A 15,441-nucleotide genomic window follows, 5' to 3' on the forward strand; every position below is an offset into this window, starting at 1 on the left:
AACCGCTGTACTGTAGATATAATACACTTTGGGATTTATAAGGGAGACCGGTGATGCGCAGGACCTTGGCCATACTTGCGATACCGCTGATCCTGCTCGCGGGTTGCGAGTTCGAGATCGGCAAGGACAAGGACGACAAGGACGCCGCTTCGGTAAAGGTCGGCGAGGACGGCAATGTCGCCATCGCAACCGAGGAGGGTGGCGAAGGCCTGTCGATCAAGGTGCCCGGCTTCGAAGGCAAGATGAACATCCCCGGCATCGAGCTGGGCGGCGACAACATGGATATCGACGGGATCAAGCTCTATCCGGGCACGACCCTCCACGGCATCAACGTCACCGACCGCGCGGGGCCGGACAACGGTCTGGTCGACATGCGCTTCACCAGCCCCGCCGCGCCCGCCAAGCTGGCCGCTTATTATGCCGCCGCGGCGCGCGAGAATGGTTTCACAGCGATCAAGGTGGCCAATGCCGGGGGCGGCGCGACGCTGACCGCGATCAACCCCGACGGCGACCCTATGACGATCAGCATGACCCCCGGCAAGGCGGGCAGCGAGGGCCGCATCCTGATCCGCGACGGCGGCGGCAAGGAGTAGCGGAAGCGCCGCCACTGGCGCATGGCCGCCCTTGCGGCTAAAGGGCCGCCATGCCCCCGCTTTTCCTCGTCATGCTCGGCGGCGCGATCGGCGCAGGCTTCCGCTACCATATCGGTACGGTCGCGCTGCGCAATCTCGGCCCCGGCTTCCCGTTCGGCACCTGGATCGTCAACCTGCTCGGCGGGTTGCTGATGGGGGTGCTCGCGGGCGTCGTCGCCAGGGCCCCGATCGAAGGCGAGCCGCTCCGCCTGTTCCTAGGCGTCGGCGTGCTCGGCGGCTTCACCACCTTTTCGGCGTTCAGCCTGGAGAGTTTCAACATGCTGTCGCGGGGCGATTATATGATGGCGGGCGCCTATGCGGTGTCGTCGGTCGCGGGGTCGATCATGTTCCTGTTCCTGGGCGTGCTGCTCGCGCGGGGGCTCGCATGAGCGATACGCCGAAGGACAACGCCGCCACCCAGGCCGAAATGCGCCAGTTCACCGTCGCCGACGACGATGACGGCATCCGGCTCGACCGCTGGTTCAAGCGGCATATGCCCGACACCAGCTTCAACATCGTCTCGCGCTGGGCGCGCACCGGACAGCTGCGCCTGAACGGCAAGCGTGTGGGCCCGGGCGACCGGATCGAAGCGGGCCAGATCATCCGCCTGCCCCCGCCCGAGGTGGCCGCGGCAGCCACCACCGCCGCCAAGGCCCCGAAGCCCCGCGCTCCGCGCGAACCGCTGTCGGCCGAGGAAGCCGAGCTGATCCAGGCCCTGGTGATCCATCGCGACCGCCAGGCGATCGTGATCAACAAGCCGCCGGGCCTCGCCACCCAGGGCGGCACCAAGACCGACCATCATGTCGACCGGCTGCTCGACGGCATCCAGTTCGAGGCGGACAACCGCCCCAAACTCGTCCACCGGCTCGACAAGGACACGTCGGGCGTATTGCTGCTCGCGCGCACCTCGCGCGCCGCCCAGCATTTCGCCAAGGCGTTCAGCAGCCGCACCGCGCGTAAGGTCTATTGGGCGATCGTCACCGGCGTCCCCTCGATCGAGGACGGGATGGTCGAACTGCCGATCGGCAAGCAGCCGGGCACCGGCGGCGAGAAGATGTATGTCGACGAGAAGGAAGGCAGCCCCGCGCGCACCCGCTACCGGGTGATCGAGCGCGCCGGGAATCGCGCCTGCTGGGTCGAGCTGCAACCCTATACCGGCCGCACCCACCAGCTGCGCGTCCATATGGCGGCGATCGGCCATCCGATCGTCGGCGATGGCAAATATGGCGGGGCCGAGGCCTTCCTGTCGGGCACGATCAGCCGCAAGATGCACCTTCATGCGCGGCGGCTGAAGGTCGATCATCCCGATGGCGGCGCGATCGACGTGAAGGCCGAGCTGCCCGAGCATTTCGCCGACACGCTGCGTAACCTGGGCTTCGAGGAGGCGCGCGGCGACGCGCTGCCGATCGACGAGGTCAAGTTCGGCGAGACCCCCGAGGGCAAGCGCCGGGCGATCGCCGCAAAGGCCAAGGACGCGCGCAAGGCGCGGCGCGGCGAACGCCGGGGCCGGAGCCGCCCGTGAATCGCCTCGCCATTTTCGATTGCGACGGCACGCTGGTCGACAGCCAGGCCAATATCTGCCGTGCCATGGCCGAAACCTTCACGGCCGAGAAGCTGCCGCCGCCTGCCGATGCGGCGGTCCGGCGCGTCGTGGGCCTGAGCCTGACCGAAGCGATGCATGTGCTGCTCCCGCATGCGGCCCATGACCTCCATGTCCGGCTTGCCGAAACCTACAAGACCATCTTCAGGGCGCTTCGCGCAGAGGGACGGGTCGAGGAGCCGCTTTTCCCGGGAATTGCCGAGACGCTCGCCGCGCTGGAAGCCGAAGGATGGCTGCTCGCGGTCGCGACCGGCAATTCCGATCGCGGCCTCGCCCATTGCCTTGAATATCATGGGTTGGAGAAGATGTTCATCTCGCTTCAGACCGCCGACCGTCACCCTTCGAAGCCGCATCCCTCGATGATCATCGAAGCGATGGCCGATGCCGGAGCGCAGCCCGAGACGAGCGTGATGATCGGCGACACCAGCTTCGACATCGGCATGGGCATCAACGCCGGTTGCACCACCGTCGGGGTTGCCTGGGGCTATCATGCGCCCGAGGAGCTGTTCGACGAAGGCGCACATTTCGTCGCGGATCATCCTGGCCAATTGCCAGATATCCTGCGCCTCGCGATCGAGGCGCGGGCGTGAAAATCCACCCTTCCACCCGCTCATCCTGAGGAGGGGGCCGAGCGAAGGCGAAGACCCGTCTCGAAGGATCCTTCGAGACGCCACTTCGACAAGCTCAGTGGCTCCTCAGGATGAGCGGTTAGTTGAGATCTACCGATGAAGCGTTTCTACAAGACGGTAACCACCGAAAAGGTCGAGGGCGGTCATGCGATCCGGCTCGACGGGCGCGCGGTGAAGACACCGGCGCGCGCCGAGCTGGTCCTTCCCACCTCGGCGCTCGGCCTGTCGGTCGCCGCCGAATGGGACGCGCAGGAGATTGATATCAATCCCCGGTCGATGCCGCTGACCGGCCTTGCCAACGCCGCGATCGACCGGGTCGCGCCCGACCCAGAGGCCTTCGCGCAGGCGCTCGCCGCCTATGGCGAGACCGATCTGGTCTGCTACCGCGCCGATCACCCTGCCGAGCTGGTCGGCCGCCAGGCCGAATGCTGGGATCCGCTGATCGACTGGGCGCAGCAGCGCTACGATGTCGAATTCGAACTGATCCATGGCATCATGCACCAGCCCCAGCCGCCCGCGACGGTCGCCCGGCTCGCGGCGGCGGTGCACGGCTATAACGCCTTCCAGCTTGCGGCGCTCCAGCCCCTCGTCACCATCTCTGGGTCGCTGGTGATCACCCTCGCGCTCGCCGAGGGCGAGATCGATGGCCGCGCCGCCTTCGACGCCGCGCATCTCGACGAGCTGTGGCAGGTCGAGCAATGGGGCGAGGATGAGCTCGCGACCCAGGCGCGCGTGCACAGGGCCGAGGACTTCCGGGCAGCGGCGAGGTTTTTGGCGTTATTGGTTTAGCCTCAAGCGCCGACATGCGCATCCGCGCATTTGGCTCTCCTCGCATAAGCTCGGACGCGCGTTCGCGCTTGCGGAGCCCTGACGGGCTCCGACGACCAACTCGACGTCCGTCAGCCTAGCTCTGGATACCGCCTCTCGGCAGGAACCAGCGCGCGATGATAAGGCCTGCGATGCTCAGCCCGACGAAGTCGCTGACGAACAGATAGACCCAGTAGCCGAAGCCGAAATGGTTGAAGATCGGCTGCCCGATCTCGATGTAGAGCGTGATCGCCAGCGCGAAGAGGATGGCGATGCGGGCACGGCTGAAGAAATCGGTGACCCGCGTCGCGATCGTGCCGAGCGCGATGGCCAACAGCAGGCCGGTGACGAGCGCGAGCAGGAAGCCGCTGCCTAGCGCTCCCGAGTCCATCGCCGGAAAGCCTGACGTGTTGAAATGCACCATCGCGACCGGGCCCTTGCCATAGAGCACCGAGCCGCTCGCCGTGTCGGGCGCGGGAATCAGATAGGCACCAGTGCCGGTGGGCGACAATGTTTCCGCTAGCGCCTGATGCGCCGCCGCGACCTGCGGATCGGGAAGCTTCTTGAAAGCGAGCTGGCTGAGCGGCGTTCCCCAGAAGAAGAAGCCCACCAGATAGAGCGCGACGCCAGCGATGACGCCCCCGAGCAATGTCTTGGCCAATGCGGGCCCCTCCCGGAACAAATGTTACGGGCAGGCTAGACCGAAATGGATTGCGTGCAAGCGATAGTGCGGTGGGATGTGGGGGAAGCGGGGCGCCTCCCCTCCCCGCCGTATCAATGCCCAGGGGTCGTCAGCTTGCGGATGAAGCCGATCAGGCCGGTCTGACGGCTGCGCTTCAACCGCTCGGCCTCGAGGATATGGCGGACGTCGGTGAAACAGCGCTCGATATCGTCGTTGATCAGGACATAGTCATAGCCGTCCCAATGGCTGACCTCGGCGGCGGCGCGCTGCATCCGGCCGGTGATCACCTCTTCGGTGTCGGTGGCACGCTTGCGCAGCCGGTCTTCCAGTTCCTCCATCGACGGCGGCAAAATGAAGACACGGACAACGTCGCCTCCGCAGGTCTGGTACAGCTGCTGCGCGCCTTGCCAGTCGATGTCGAACAGCACGTCCAGACCGGCGTCGAGCATCTCGTCGATCGGCTGCTTCGGGCTGCCATAGCGATGGTTGAAGACATGCGCCCATTCGAGAAACTCGTGGTTCGATACCTTCTCACGGAACTGCTCGAGATCGACGAAATGATAATCGACTCCGTCGACCTCGCCGGGCCGGGGCGGACGAGTCGTCGCCGACACCGACATGCGCAGGTTATCGTCGGAGGCGAGCAATCGGCGGGCAATTGTGGATTTACCCGCGCCGGACGGCGAGGACAGGACGAACAGTACGCCGCGGCGCTTGAGCGAGATATGGGCCATGGCGGCACTTGCATCGGACAGGCCGCCCGCGTCAATGTTCGATCGCCACTCTTTCCCGATACTTTCGTGCCGAAATCCGGGCCGATCAGATCGTCGGCGGGTAATCCGCCGCCCGCGCGCCGGCCAGCCGGCGGTCGGCCTTGCGCTTGTCGAACGCTTTCTTGGCGACCCAGGCGCCGCCGGCGAGCAGGCCCAGCGGCCCCGCGCGCCGGATCAGTCCGGCCGCAGCCGCGCCCATCAGCGCACCCTTCATGCCGCCTTCGCCGTCGCGGCGGTCGATCCGGCGTCCGATAAATGCGCCCAAGAGTTTGCCGATCATCGTCACTGTCTCCCGTTCTGGAATCGGGAAGCGCGCGGGATCGCGGGAAGTTCCGATCTCAGCGCCCGACCATCGTCTCGGGCCGCACCACCCGATCGAAAGTCGCTTCGTCGATCAGGCCGAGGGCAAGCCCAGCCTCCTTCAGGGTCAGCCCCTCATGATGGGCGTGCTTGGCGATCTTCGCTGCATTGTCATAGCCGATCTCGGGCGCGAGCGCGGTGACGAGCATCAGCGAACGGCCGACCAGATCGGCGATACGCTGCCGGTCCGGCTCCATGCCCTTGAGCGCGCGCTGGGTGAAGCTCGCCATGCCCACGCTGAGCAATGCAATCGATCGCAGCACCGCCGCGCCGATCAGCGGCTTGAAGACGTTGAGTTCGAGATGGCCCTGCAGCCCGCCGACCGTCACCGCCTGATGGTTGCCGATCACCTGCGCCGCGACCATCGTCAGCATCTCGCACTGGGTCGGGTTGACCTTGCCGGGCATGATCGAGCTGCCGGGCTCGTTCTCGGGCAGGATCAGTTCGCCAAGACCCGAGCGCGGCCCCGAGCCGAGCAGACGGATATCGTTGGCAATCTTGGTCAGCGCCACTGCGACCGTCGACAGCGTGCCGGAGAGATGGACGAGCGGATCGTTGCTCGCCAGCGCCTCGAACTTGTTCGGCGCGGTGATGAAGTCGAGCCCGGTCAGCGCCGCTATCCGCGCCGCGACATCCTCGGCGAAGCCCGGGGCGGCGTTAAGCCCGGTGCCGACCGCGGTGCCGCCCTGGGCGAGCTTCATCATCCCGCCGTTGACCGCGCCCTCCAGCCGCTTGCGGCAGGCGATCAACTGCGCGGCATAGCCCGAGAATTCCTGCCCCAGCGTCAGCGGCGTCGCATCCTGGAGATGGGTGCGGCCGATCTTGACGATATCGTCCCAGTCCTGTGCCTTGGCGATCAACTCCTCCAGCATCGCGTCGAGCGCCGGATAGAGACGCCGGTGGACCGCGAGCGCCGCGGCGACGTGCAGCGCGGTCGGGAAGCTGTCGTTCGACGACTGGCCCATGTTCACATGGTCGTTCGGATGGACCGGGCTCTTGCCGCCGCGCTGGCCGGTCAGCATCTCGTTGGCGCGGCCCGCAATCACCTCGTTGACGTTCATGTTCGACTGGGTGCCCGAGCCGGTCTGCCAGATGACCAGCGGGAAGTGATCGTCGAGCTTGCCCGCGGCCACCTCGGCGGCGGCGGCCTCGATCGCGTCGGCGAGCTTCGCGTCGAGGCCGTGATCACGATTCACCTGCGCCGCCGCCTGCTTCACCAGCGCCAGCGCGTGAACGATGCCGATCGGCATCCGCTCTTCGGGACCGAAGGGGAAATTCTCGATCGACCGCTGGGTCTGCGCACCCCAATAGCTGGCGGCGGGAACCTCGATCGGGCCGAAGCTGTCGGTTTCGGTGCGGGTGTCGGGCATGGCTTTCACCTTTCATCCGTCATGCCAGCGACGGCTGACAGAGCAAGAGATAGGGCGAGCGGCTTCCAACCCCAAGCCGTCATTCCCGCGAAGGCGGGAATCCACCGGATACGGGGCCGAACCAAGAGAAGGACGATCATGTGGCGGGTGGAGTTCCGCCCGAAACGGAAACTTATTTCTTCCGCGTGAAATCGACCGAGACGACGTTCGATCCGTCCTCGACCGGGGCTGCTGGGACCGGCGCGGGGGCGTCGTTGCCGGCCGAGCTGTGGCCGGTGTCTTCGCCATCGTCGTCGATTTGCGCCTGGAACTGCAGTGCGAAGTTGACCGCAGGATCGACAAAGCCGGTCACCGCCGCGAAGGGGATGATCAGCTTGGCGGGAACCTGGTTGAACGAAAGGCCGACTTCGAATCCGTCAGGCTTCACCTTCAGGTCCCAGAAGCGATTCTGGATGACGATCGTCATCTCGTCGGGGAATCGCTCGACCAGATGCTTGGGGATGTCGACCCCCTGACCCTGTGTCTTGAAGGTGATGTAGAAATGATGCTCGCCGGGAAGTCCCCCGGCCTTCTCGACTTCCCCCAGCACGCGGCCGACCACGGCGCGGAGCGCCTCCTGGACGATCTCGTCATAGGGAATCAGGCTGTCGGGCGTCTGATCGCTCATGCGGTGGGGATGGACGCAGTCCCCCCTCTGGTCAAGTCGTCCGTTGCAGCGCGGCGCAACCTCGCTATAGCGGCGCCGTTCGGGTGTGGAGGATTTGCCACACTGTTTCGGGGATGGGACAATGCGGACCGCATCGATCACGCGCAAGACGAGCGAGACCGACATTTCGGTCGAGATGAATCTGGACGGCAGCGGCGCTTATACGGTGTCGACCGGCATCGGATTCCTCGACCATATGCTCGAGCAGTTGTCGCGCCATTCGCTGATCGACCTGAAGGTGAAGATAGACGGCGACCTGCACATCGACCAGCACCACACCACCGAGGATTCGGGAATCGCGATCGGCGAGGCGCTGGCGAAGGCGCTGGCCGACAAGCGCGGCATCACCCGCTACGGCCATGCCTATGCGCCGATGGACGAGACGCTGACCCGCGTCGCGCTCGACATTTCGGGCCGTCCCTATCTGGTGTGGAAGGTCGCCTTGTCAGGGCCGAAGCTCGGCGAATGGGACACCGAGCTGATCGAGCACTGGTTCCACAGCTTCGCGCAGGCGGCGGGGATCACCCTGCACGTCGAGAATCTCTATGGCGCGAACATGCACCATATCGTCGAGAGCTGCTTCAAGGGTCTCGCCCGCGCGCTGCGCGTCGCCACCGAGATCGATCCGCGCAAGGCGGACGCGATCCCCTCGACGAAGGGAACGCTCGGCGGTGCCTGAGTCGATCGCGCTCATCGATTATGGCGCGGGGAATCTGAGGTCGGTCGAAAATGCGCTGAAGGCAGCCGGGGCCAACCCCACCGTGACCGCCGATCCCGATCAGGTCGCCCACGCCGATCGCATCGTCTTGCCCGGCGTCGGCGCCTTCGCCGCCTGCATGGGCGGGCTGACCGCGATCGACGGCATGGTCGAGGCGATGAACGAAGCGGTGCGGACGCGCGGCGCGCCCTTCCTGGGCGTATGCGTCGGCATGCAACTCCTCGCCGATGCAGGGCTCGAGCATGGCCGTACGCCCGGCCTCGGCTGGATCGGCGGCGACGTGCGGCTGATGACGCCGGGCGCGGACCACAAGGTTCCGCATATGGGTTGGAACGATGTCGTGCCCACCCGCGATCACTCGCTGATCGTGCCGGGCGAAGCCTATTATCTGCACAGCTATGTCTTCGACATCGCCGATCCCGCCGACCGGCTGGCGACCACCGACCATGGCGGCCCGATAACCGCCGCAGTCGGCCGCGGCAATATCGTCGGCGCGCAATTCCATCCCGAGAAGAGCCAGGCCTATGGCCTTGCGTTCCTCGCCCGCTTCCTCGCCTGGAAACCCTGAATGAGCATCATTGTCTTCCCCGCCATCGACCTGAAGGGCGGCCAGGTCGTCCGCCTCGCCGAGGGCGACATGGATCGCGCCACCGTCTATGGCGACGACCCCGCCGAACAGGCGCGCCGCTTCGCCGAGGCGGGGGCCGAATGGCTGCACGTCGTCGACCTCGACGGTGCCTTTGCGGGCAAGGCGGTCAACGCCGACGCGGTGGAAGCGATCATCAAGGCCTTTCCTGGCAAGGTCGAACTGGGCGGCGGCATCCGCGACCGCGCCGGTATCGACCGCTGGCTGGACCTTGGCGTCGAGCGGGTGATCATCGGCACCGCCGCGCTCAAGGACCCCGAACTGGTCAAGGCAGCGGCGAAGGCGCTGCCGGGCAAGATCGTCGTCGGTGTCGACGCGCGCGACGGCTATGTCGCTACCGATGGCTGGGCTGACGTCTCGGACGTCAGTATCAACGAACTGGCCGACCGCTTCGCCGATGCCGGAGTAGCATCGCTGCTGTTCACCGATGTCGGCCGCGACGGTCTGCTCAAGGGCTGCAATGTCGAGGCGACGGTGGCGCTCGCCCGCCATGCCAGCATCCCGGTGATCGCGAGCGGCGGCGTCGCGAGCATTGCCGACATCCATGCGCTCGTGCCCCATGCCGAGGACGGTATCGAGGGCGTGATCAGCGGTCGCGCGCTTTATGACGGTCGGCTCGATCTGGCCGAAGCATTGAAGGTTGCGCGCGGATGACCGTCCGCGTCCGCGTCATTCCCTGCCTCGACGTCGCGGGCGGCCGCGTGGTGAAGGGCGTCAACTTCGTCGACCTCGCCGATGCCGGCGATCCGGTCGAACAGGCCAAGGTCTATGACGCGGCAGGCGCGGACGAGCTGTGCTTCCTCGACATCACCGCCAGCCATGAAGGGCGCGGCACGATCCTCGACGTGGTCGCGCGCACCGCATCGGTCTGCTTCATGCCGCTGACCGTCGGCGGCGGGGTCCGCACTGCCGACGACGCCCGCGCGCTGCTGCTGGCGGGCGCGGACAAGGTCGCGGTCAATTCGGCCGCGGTGGCGCGGCCCGAACTCTGCGCCGAGATGGCCGAGCGCTTCGGCGCGCAATGCGTGGTCGGCGCGGTCGATGCCCGCAATGTCGGCCCAGGCAAATGGGAAATCTTCACCCATGGCGGCCGCACGCCGACCGGGATCGACGCGGTCGAACATGCCAAGCGCCTCGCCTCGCTGGGCGCGGGCGAGATACTGCTCACCTCGATGGACGGCGACGGCACCCGCAAGGGCTATGACCTGGCGCTGACGCGGGCGGTGTCCGACGCGGTGTCCGTTCCGGTGATCGCCAGCGGTGGGGTCGGCAATCTCCAGCATCTCGTCGAAGGCGTGACCATCGGCGGCGCCAGCGCGGTGCTCGCCGCGTCGATCTTCCACTTCGGCCAGCACAGCGTCGCGGAAGCTCATGCCGCGCTCAGGGCAGCGGGGCTGCCGGTCCGCTCTTAAATCCTTCCCGTCCCGGGGAGGAATTAGAAGGTCACTTCATCAGCACCAGTTCTTCGGCCATCGACGGATGCAGCGCGACGGTGTCGTCGAACTGCGCCTTGGTGAGCCCCGCCTTCACCGCGATCGCCGCGGCCTGGAGGATTTCGGGGGCATCGGGGCTGATCATGTGGATGCCGAGAACGACATCGCTGTCGGGGTGGACGATCAGCTTGTACAGCGAACGCTCCGCCTTCCCCGCGAGCACGTTGCGCATCGGGCGGAAGTCCGACGTGAAGATCTTCGGCGCGCCGAACTGCTCGCGCGCCTGCTTCTCGGTCAGGCCGACGCCCGCCATCGGCGGATTGCTGAACACTGCGCTAGGGATATTGGCATAGTCGACGCGATGCGGCTTGTTGCCGAAAACCGTGTCGGCGAAAGCCTGCCCCTCGCGGATCGCGACCGGGGTGAGTTGCACCCGGTTGGTGACGTCGCCGACCGCATAGATCGACGGGACATTGGTGCGGTTGTCCTCGTCGACGACGATCGCGCCCTTCTCGTCGATCTCGACCCCGGCATGGTCGAGGCCCAGGCCTTCGATCTTCGGCGAACGGCCGATCGCGTAAAGCAGCAGATCGGCGTCGACTTTCTCATGGCCTTCGAAATGGACGCAGAGCGAACCGTCGTCCTGTTTTTCGATCTTCTCGAAGGCGGCGTTGAAGACGAACTCGATGCCCTTCTGGGTCGAGATCTGAAACAGCCGATCGCGGATCTGCTCGTCATAGCCGCGCAGGATCTGGTCCGAGCGGTTGACCACGGTCACCTTGCTGCCGAACGCGTGGAAGATGCCCGCGAATTCGTTGGCGATATAGCCCGCGCCCGCGATCACGACCCGCTTGGGCAGATCGTCGAGATAGAAAACCTCGTTCGACGTGATGCCGAGCTCGGCGCCGGGCACCTTCGGCACCACCGGCCAGGCGCCGGTTGCGATCAGGATGAACTTCGCCGTGACCTTGCGGCCGCTGGCCAAGGTAATCTCGTTCGCACCGGATACGGTCGCGCGCTCGCGGAATATCTCGACCTTATTATTGTCGAGGGTGTTGGTGTAGAGCCCTTCGAGCCGGTCGACGTCGGCATTGACGTTGTCACGCAGCACCTTCCAGTCGAACTTGATGTCGCCCAGTTCCCAGCCATAGCGCGCCGCATCGTGCAGATCCTCGGCGAAGTGGGAGCCGTAGACGAGCATCTTCTTGGGCACGCAGCCGCGAATCACGCAGGTCCCGCCGATGCGATGCTCCTCCGCCACCGCAACCTTCGCGCCATAGGCCGCCGCCACCCGCGCCGCGCGCACCCCGCCCGATCCCGCACCGATCACGAACAGGTCAAAATCATACTCGGCCATCGACGCCCATTCCTTCCAAGCTACGGGCGTTGATATGGCGGCGGCGCGGCTGCTGCGCAAACCGATCCTCATAATCAGAGTGATAGATAAAGTTGGTCAGCGAGTATCGCCGGTCATGCTTGACCTTCGCGCGCGACACGCCGACATGCGCGCTCGATGAACCGGGTCAACGCCAAGATATGCGGGCTTTCCACGCCGGAGACGGTGGGTGCTGCTATACGCCATGGTGCGGCGCATATCGGCTTCGTCTTCTTCCCGAAGAGCCCGCGCAACGTAGATCCCGCACAGGCCGGAGCGCTGGCCGCTCTCGCGCCGCCGCATATCGGCAAGGTCGCAGTGCTCGTCGACCCCGACGACGCGTTGATCGACGAGGTGATCCGCGTGGGCAGCGTCGACACGCTCCAACTGCATGGCAAGGAAGCGCCCGAGCGCCTCGCCGCGATTCGCGCGCGACATCCTAAGATCGCGTTGTGGAAAGCGGTCCCGGTTCGCGCCCGCGCCGATGTCGACGCGGCGCGGGCCTTTCGCAGCGTCGCCGACCTGATCCTCTACGACGCCAAGACTCCCGAGGGAACGCTGCCCGGCGGAATGGGCCTGCGCTTCGACTGGACGCTGCTCGATGGCTTCCAGCACCCCCAACGCTGGGCGCTGTCGGGGGGGATCGACGAAGGCAATGTCGAGCGCGCGGCGGCGATCACCGGCGCGCGGCTGATCGACGCGTCGTCGGGCGTCGAAAGTGCGCCGGGCATCAAGAATGTGGACAAGATCGCCGCCTTCCTTCAACGGGTCGCCTCATTATGACCGGATCCATCCCCAACACGCTGCGCGGCGGCCCTGACGAGAACGGCCAGTTCGGCGAATATGGCGGCCGCTATGTCAGCGAGACGCTGATGCCGCTGATCCTCGACCTCGAGCGCGAATATCGCGCGGCCAAGGCAGACCCTGCCTTCAAGGCCGAGTTCGACGCGCTGATGACGCATTATGTCGGCCGCCCCAGCCCGCTCTATTTCGCCGAGCGGCTGACCGAGCATCTCGGCGGCGCGAAAGTCTATCTGAAGCGCGAGGAGCTGAACCACACCGGCGCGCACAAGATCAACAACTGCATCGGCCAGATCCTGCTCGCCAGGCGGATGGGCAAGACCCGGATCATCGCCGAGACCGGCGCGGGGTCGCACGGCGTCGCCACCGCCACCGTCGCGGCGCGCTTCGGCTTGCCCTGCACGATCTTCATGGGCGCGGTCGATGTCGAGCGGCAGCAGCCCAACGTCTTCCGGATGAAGCTGCTCGGCGCGGAAGTCCGCCCGGTGACCTCGGGTGCGCAGACGCTGAAGGACGCGATGAACGAGGCGCTGCGCGACTGGGTCGCGAACGTCCATGACACCTTCTACATCATCGGCACCGCAGCTGGCCCGCATCCCTATCCCGAGCTGGTCCGCGACTTCCAGTCGATCATCGGCCACGAAACCCGCGAGCAGATCATGGCCGCCGAAGGCCGCCTGCCCGACCTGCTGGTCGCTGCGGTCGGCGGCGGATCGAACGCGATCGGTCTGTTTCACCCCTTTCTCGACGATCCCGACGTGAAGATGATCGGAGCCGAAGCGGCGGGCCACGGCATCGACAGCGGCAAGCACGCCTCCAGCCTGGCCGGTGGCGTGCCCGGCGTGCTCCATGGCAACCGCACCTATCTGCTCCAGGACGAGGACGGCCAGATCACCGAGGCGCACTCGATCTCGGCTGGACTCGACTATCCGGGGATCGGGCCCGAGCATAGCTGGCTCCACGATATCGGCCGGATCGACTATATGCCGGTCACCGACGACGAGGCGGTCGCGAGCTTTGAACTGCTCGCCAAGCTGGAGGGCATCATTCCCGCGCTGGAGACCGCCCACGGTCTTGCGCTGGTCGAGAAGCTCGCTCCGACCATGGCGCGCGACCAGATCATCGTGATCAACCTGTCGGGCCGGGGCGACAAGGACATTCCAACCATCGCCAAGGCCAAAGGGGTATCGATATGAGCCGCCTCGCCGCGACCTTCGCCGGCACCCGCGCCGAAGGCCGCGCCGCGCTGGTTGCCTTCGTCACCGGCGGCGATCCGACCCCGGCGGATACCGCGAGCATCCTCGACGCGCTGGTCGAGGGCGGCGCCGACGTGATCGAGCTCGGCATGCCCTTCACCGATCCGATGGCTGACGGCCCCGCGATCCAGCGCGCCAATCTGCGTGCGCTGGCGGCCGGGACGACCACCGCCGACCTGCTCAGGATCGCCGCCGACTTCCGCCGGCGCCATCCCGAAGTCCCGCTGGTGCTGATGGGCTATGCCAACCCGATGGTGCGGCGCGGGCCCGAATGGTTCGCCGCTGCCGCCAGCAAGGCCGGCGTCGACGGCGTCATTTGCGTCGACATTCCGCCCGAGGCCGACGCTGCGCTGGGCCCGGCGCTGCGCGCGGCGGGCGTCGACCTGATCCGTCTCGCTACCCCCACCACCGACGCGACGCGCCTGCCGACGGTCTTGTCTGGGGCTTCGGGCTTTCTCTATTATGTATCGGTGGCAGGCATCACTGGCATGCAGCAGGCCGGGCAGGCCAGTATCGAAGCGGCGGTCGCACGGTTCAAGGCGGCGACCGACCTGCCCGTCGCGGTCGGCTTCGGGGTGCGCGGCCCCGAACAGGCCGAGGCGATCGGCCGGGTCGCCGACGGCGTCGTCGTCGGTTCGGCGATCGTCGACCTGATCGGCGAATATGGCGCGAATGCCGCCGGGTCGGTCCGCGAATTCATATCCACCCTGAGCGCCGCGGTTCGCCGCGCGGCAAAGGAGAAGGCCGCATGAGCTGGCTCGATAGCGTCCGCAAGAAGATATCCTTCATCGCCAAGCGCGAGTCGCCGGACAATCTGTGGCACAAATGTCCGTCCTGCCAGCAGATGATCTTCGCCAAGGAATATGAGGAAAATCTGTCGGTCTGCCCGAAATGCGGCCATCATGGCCGGATCGGGCCCGACGCGCGCTTCGACCAGCTGTTCGACAACGGCGTCTACACGCTGTTGCCCGCGCCTGCGGTGCGTGAAGATCCGCTGAAGTTTCGCGACTCCAAGCGCTACACCGACCGGATGAAGGAGGCGCGCTCCAAGACCGGCGAACAGGATGCGCTGATCAACGCGCGCGGCACGATAGAGGGTTTCAAGGCGGTCGTCGGCGTCCAGGATTTCGCCTTCATGGGCGGTTCGATGGGCCTGGCAGTCGGCTCCGCCTTCGTCGCCGGGGTCGAGGCGGCGATCGCCGACCAGTGCCCCTATGTCATCTTCACCGCGGCAGGCGGCGCGCGCATGCAGGAGGGCATCCTCTCGCTGATGCAGATGCCCAAGACCACCGTCGCGATCGCGCAGCTGCGCGAGGCAGGCCTGCCTTATATCGTCGTGATGACCGACCCCACGACGGGCGGCGTCACCGCCTCCTATGCGATGCTCGGCGACGTTCAGATCGCCGAACCGGGTGCGCTGATCGGTTTCGCCGGCCAGCGCGTGATTGAGCAGACGATCCGCGAGAAGCTGCCCGAGGGATTCCAGCGCGCCGAATATCTGCTCGAACACGGCATGCTCGACATGGTTGTCGAGCGCGCGAACCTGCGCGCCGAACTGGCGCGGCTGATCGACTATCTCTGCCCTGGGAAGAAGGCGGCGTGAAAAGCTCCCCTCCCTGCCAAGGGAGGGGCTGGGGGTGGGTCGGTCCGGAT

Annotated in this window: 19 protein-coding genes; 13 read left to right on the top strand and 6 right to left on the bottom strand. The window is 66.2% G+C overall.

Translation table 11 applies throughout. The annotated features are described in order from the left end of the window. Positions 1 to 53: 53 nt before the first annotated feature. From ASE00_RS21190 to ASE00_RS21210, 5 genes are all read left to right on the top strand, one after another. The gene (locus ASE00_RS21190) at positions 54 to 593 is read left to right on the top strand and encodes a hypothetical protein (protein ID WP_056383725.1); all 540 of its coding nucleotides are present in this window, start codon (positions 54 to 56) and stop codon (positions 591 to 593) included. A gap of 50 nt (positions 594 to 643) precedes the next feature. Further along, entirely contained in the window at positions 644 to 1,021 is a 378-nt protein-coding gene (gene crcB / locus ASE00_RS21195) for a fluoride efflux transporter CrcB (protein WP_056383726.1), read from the top strand. Beyond that, complete coding sequence (locus ASE00_RS21200; protein WP_056383727.1) at positions 1,018 to 2,154, top strand: RluA family pseudouridine synthase; 1,137 nt, start codon at positions 1,018 to 1,020, stop codon at positions 2,152 to 2,154. Before crcB ends, ASE00_RS21200 begins: the two co-directional genes overlap by 4 nt. After that, positions 2,151 to 2,822, top strand: coding sequence for an HAD-IA family hydrolase (locus tag ASE00_RS21205; protein ID WP_056383728.1), 672 nt, complete (start codon positions 2,151 to 2,153; stop codon positions 2,820 to 2,822). Before ASE00_RS21200 ends, ASE00_RS21205 begins: the two co-directional genes overlap by 4 nt. Before the next feature lie 135 nt (positions 2,823 to 2,957). Further along, the gene (locus ASE00_RS21210) at positions 2,958 to 3,650 is read left to right on the top strand and encodes an ATP12 family chaperone protein (RefSeq protein WP_056383729.1); all 693 of its coding nucleotides are present in this window, start codon (positions 2,958 to 2,960) and stop codon (positions 3,648 to 3,650) included. Between the two features lie 115 nt (positions 3,651 to 3,765). Here the strand turns inward: ASE00_RS21210 and ASE00_RS21215 are convergent, their stop codons facing one another. The 5 genes from ASE00_RS21215 to ASE00_RS21235 form a co-directional block, all read right to left on the bottom strand. Then, a complete protein-coding gene (locus ASE00_RS21215; RefSeq protein WP_056383730.1) occupies positions 3,766 to 4,329 on the bottom strand; it encodes a hypothetical protein in 564 nt (187 codons plus the stop codon). A 113-nt stretch (positions 4,330 to 4,442) separates the two neighbouring features. Next, a complete protein-coding gene (gmk, locus tag ASE00_RS21220) occupies positions 4,443 to 5,084 on the bottom strand; it encodes a guanylate kinase (protein WP_056383731.1) in 642 nt (213 codons plus the stop codon). 85 nt (positions 5,085 to 5,169) lie between these two features. Further along, positions 5,170 to 5,403, bottom strand: coding sequence for a hypothetical protein (locus tag ASE00_RS21225; protein WP_056383732.1), 234 nt, complete (start codon positions 5,401 to 5,403; stop codon positions 5,170 to 5,172). A gap of 58 nt (positions 5,404 to 5,461) precedes the next feature. Further along, on the bottom strand, positions 5,462 to 6,853 hold the full coding sequence (fumC, locus tag ASE00_RS21230; protein WP_056383733.1) for a class II fumarate hydratase: 1,392 nt from the start codon (positions 6,851 to 6,853) through the stop codon (positions 5,462 to 5,464). A 172-nt stretch (positions 6,854 to 7,025) separates the two neighbouring features. Then, positions 7,026 to 7,520: an SspB family protein gene (locus ASE00_RS21235; protein ID WP_056383734.1), complete on the bottom strand. Its 495-nt coding sequence runs from the start codon at positions 7,518 to 7,520 to the stop codon at positions 7,026 to 7,028. Positions 7,521 to 7,641: 121 nt separating this feature from the next. Between ASE00_RS21235 and hisB the strand changes: the two genes are divergently transcribed. From hisB to hisF, 4 genes are read left to right on the top strand one after another with little or no spacing between them, the layout of a single operon-like run. Next, positions 7,642 to 8,238 carry an imidazoleglycerol-phosphate dehydratase HisB gene (hisB, locus tag ASE00_RS21240; protein ID WP_056383735.1) on the top strand — a complete coding sequence of 199 codons (597 nt, stop codon included), beginning with the start codon at positions 7,642 to 7,644 and terminating at the stop codon, positions 8,236 to 8,238. Continuing rightward, a complete protein-coding gene (gene hisH / locus ASE00_RS21245; protein ID WP_056383736.1) occupies positions 8,231 to 8,845 on the top strand; it encodes an imidazole glycerol phosphate synthase subunit HisH in 615 nt (204 codons plus the stop codon). The genes hisB and hisH overlap by 8 nt, the downstream gene beginning before the upstream one ends. Further along, entirely contained in the window at positions 8,846 to 9,577 is a 732-nt protein-coding gene (hisA, locus tag ASE00_RS21250) for a 1-(5-phosphoribosyl)-5-[(5-phosphoribosylamino)methylideneamino]imidazole-4-carboxamide isomerase (RefSeq protein WP_056383737.1), read from the top strand. Continuing rightward, positions 9,574 to 10,335: an imidazole glycerol phosphate synthase subunit HisF gene (gene hisF, locus ASE00_RS21255; protein WP_056383738.1), complete on the top strand. Its 762-nt coding sequence runs from the start codon at positions 9,574 to 9,576 to the stop codon at positions 10,333 to 10,335. The genes hisA and hisF overlap by 4 nt, the downstream gene beginning before the upstream one ends. Positions 10,336 to 10,366: 31 nt before the next feature. Here hisF and gor read toward each other — a convergent pair whose 3' ends face one another. Then, complete coding sequence (gene gor / locus ASE00_RS21260) at positions 10,367 to 11,713, bottom strand: glutathione-disulfide reductase (RefSeq protein WP_056383739.1); 1,347 nt, start codon at positions 11,711 to 11,713, stop codon at positions 10,367 to 10,369. Between the two features lie 156 nt (positions 11,714 to 11,869). On the opposite strand from gor, the gene ASE00_RS21265 reads away from it, so the two are divergent. Genes ASE00_RS21265 through accD form a run of 4 tightly spaced genes read left to right on the top strand, consistent with a single transcriptional unit; the run spans position 11,870 to position 15,391 of the window. After that, entirely contained in the window at positions 11,870 to 12,514 is a 645-nt protein-coding gene (locus tag ASE00_RS21265; protein WP_056383740.1) for a phosphoribosylanthranilate isomerase, read from the top strand. Further along, a complete protein-coding gene (trpB, locus tag ASE00_RS21270) occupies positions 12,511 to 13,728 on the top strand; it encodes a tryptophan synthase subunit beta (RefSeq protein WP_056383741.1) in 1,218 nt (405 codons plus the stop codon). The genes ASE00_RS21265 and trpB overlap by 4 nt, the downstream gene beginning before the upstream one ends. Next, complete coding sequence (gene trpA / locus ASE00_RS21275; RefSeq protein WP_056383742.1) at positions 13,725 to 14,540, top strand: tryptophan synthase subunit alpha; 816 nt, start codon at positions 13,725 to 13,727, stop codon at positions 14,538 to 14,540. Before trpB ends, trpA begins: the two co-directional genes overlap by 4 nt. Further along, positions 14,537 to 15,391 (top strand): acetyl-CoA carboxylase, carboxyltransferase subunit beta, encoded by an 855-nt coding sequence (accD, locus tag ASE00_RS21280; RefSeq protein WP_056383743.1) that lies wholly within the window; start codon positions 14,537 to 14,539, stop codon positions 15,389 to 15,391. Before trpA ends, accD begins: the two co-directional genes overlap by 4 nt. Positions 15,392 to 15,441 lie beyond the last annotated feature (50 nt).

Source organism: Sphingomonas sp. Root710 (assembly GCF_001429065.1).
GTDB lineage: Bacteria > Pseudomonadota > Alphaproteobacteria > Sphingomonadales > Sphingomonadaceae > Rhizorhabdus.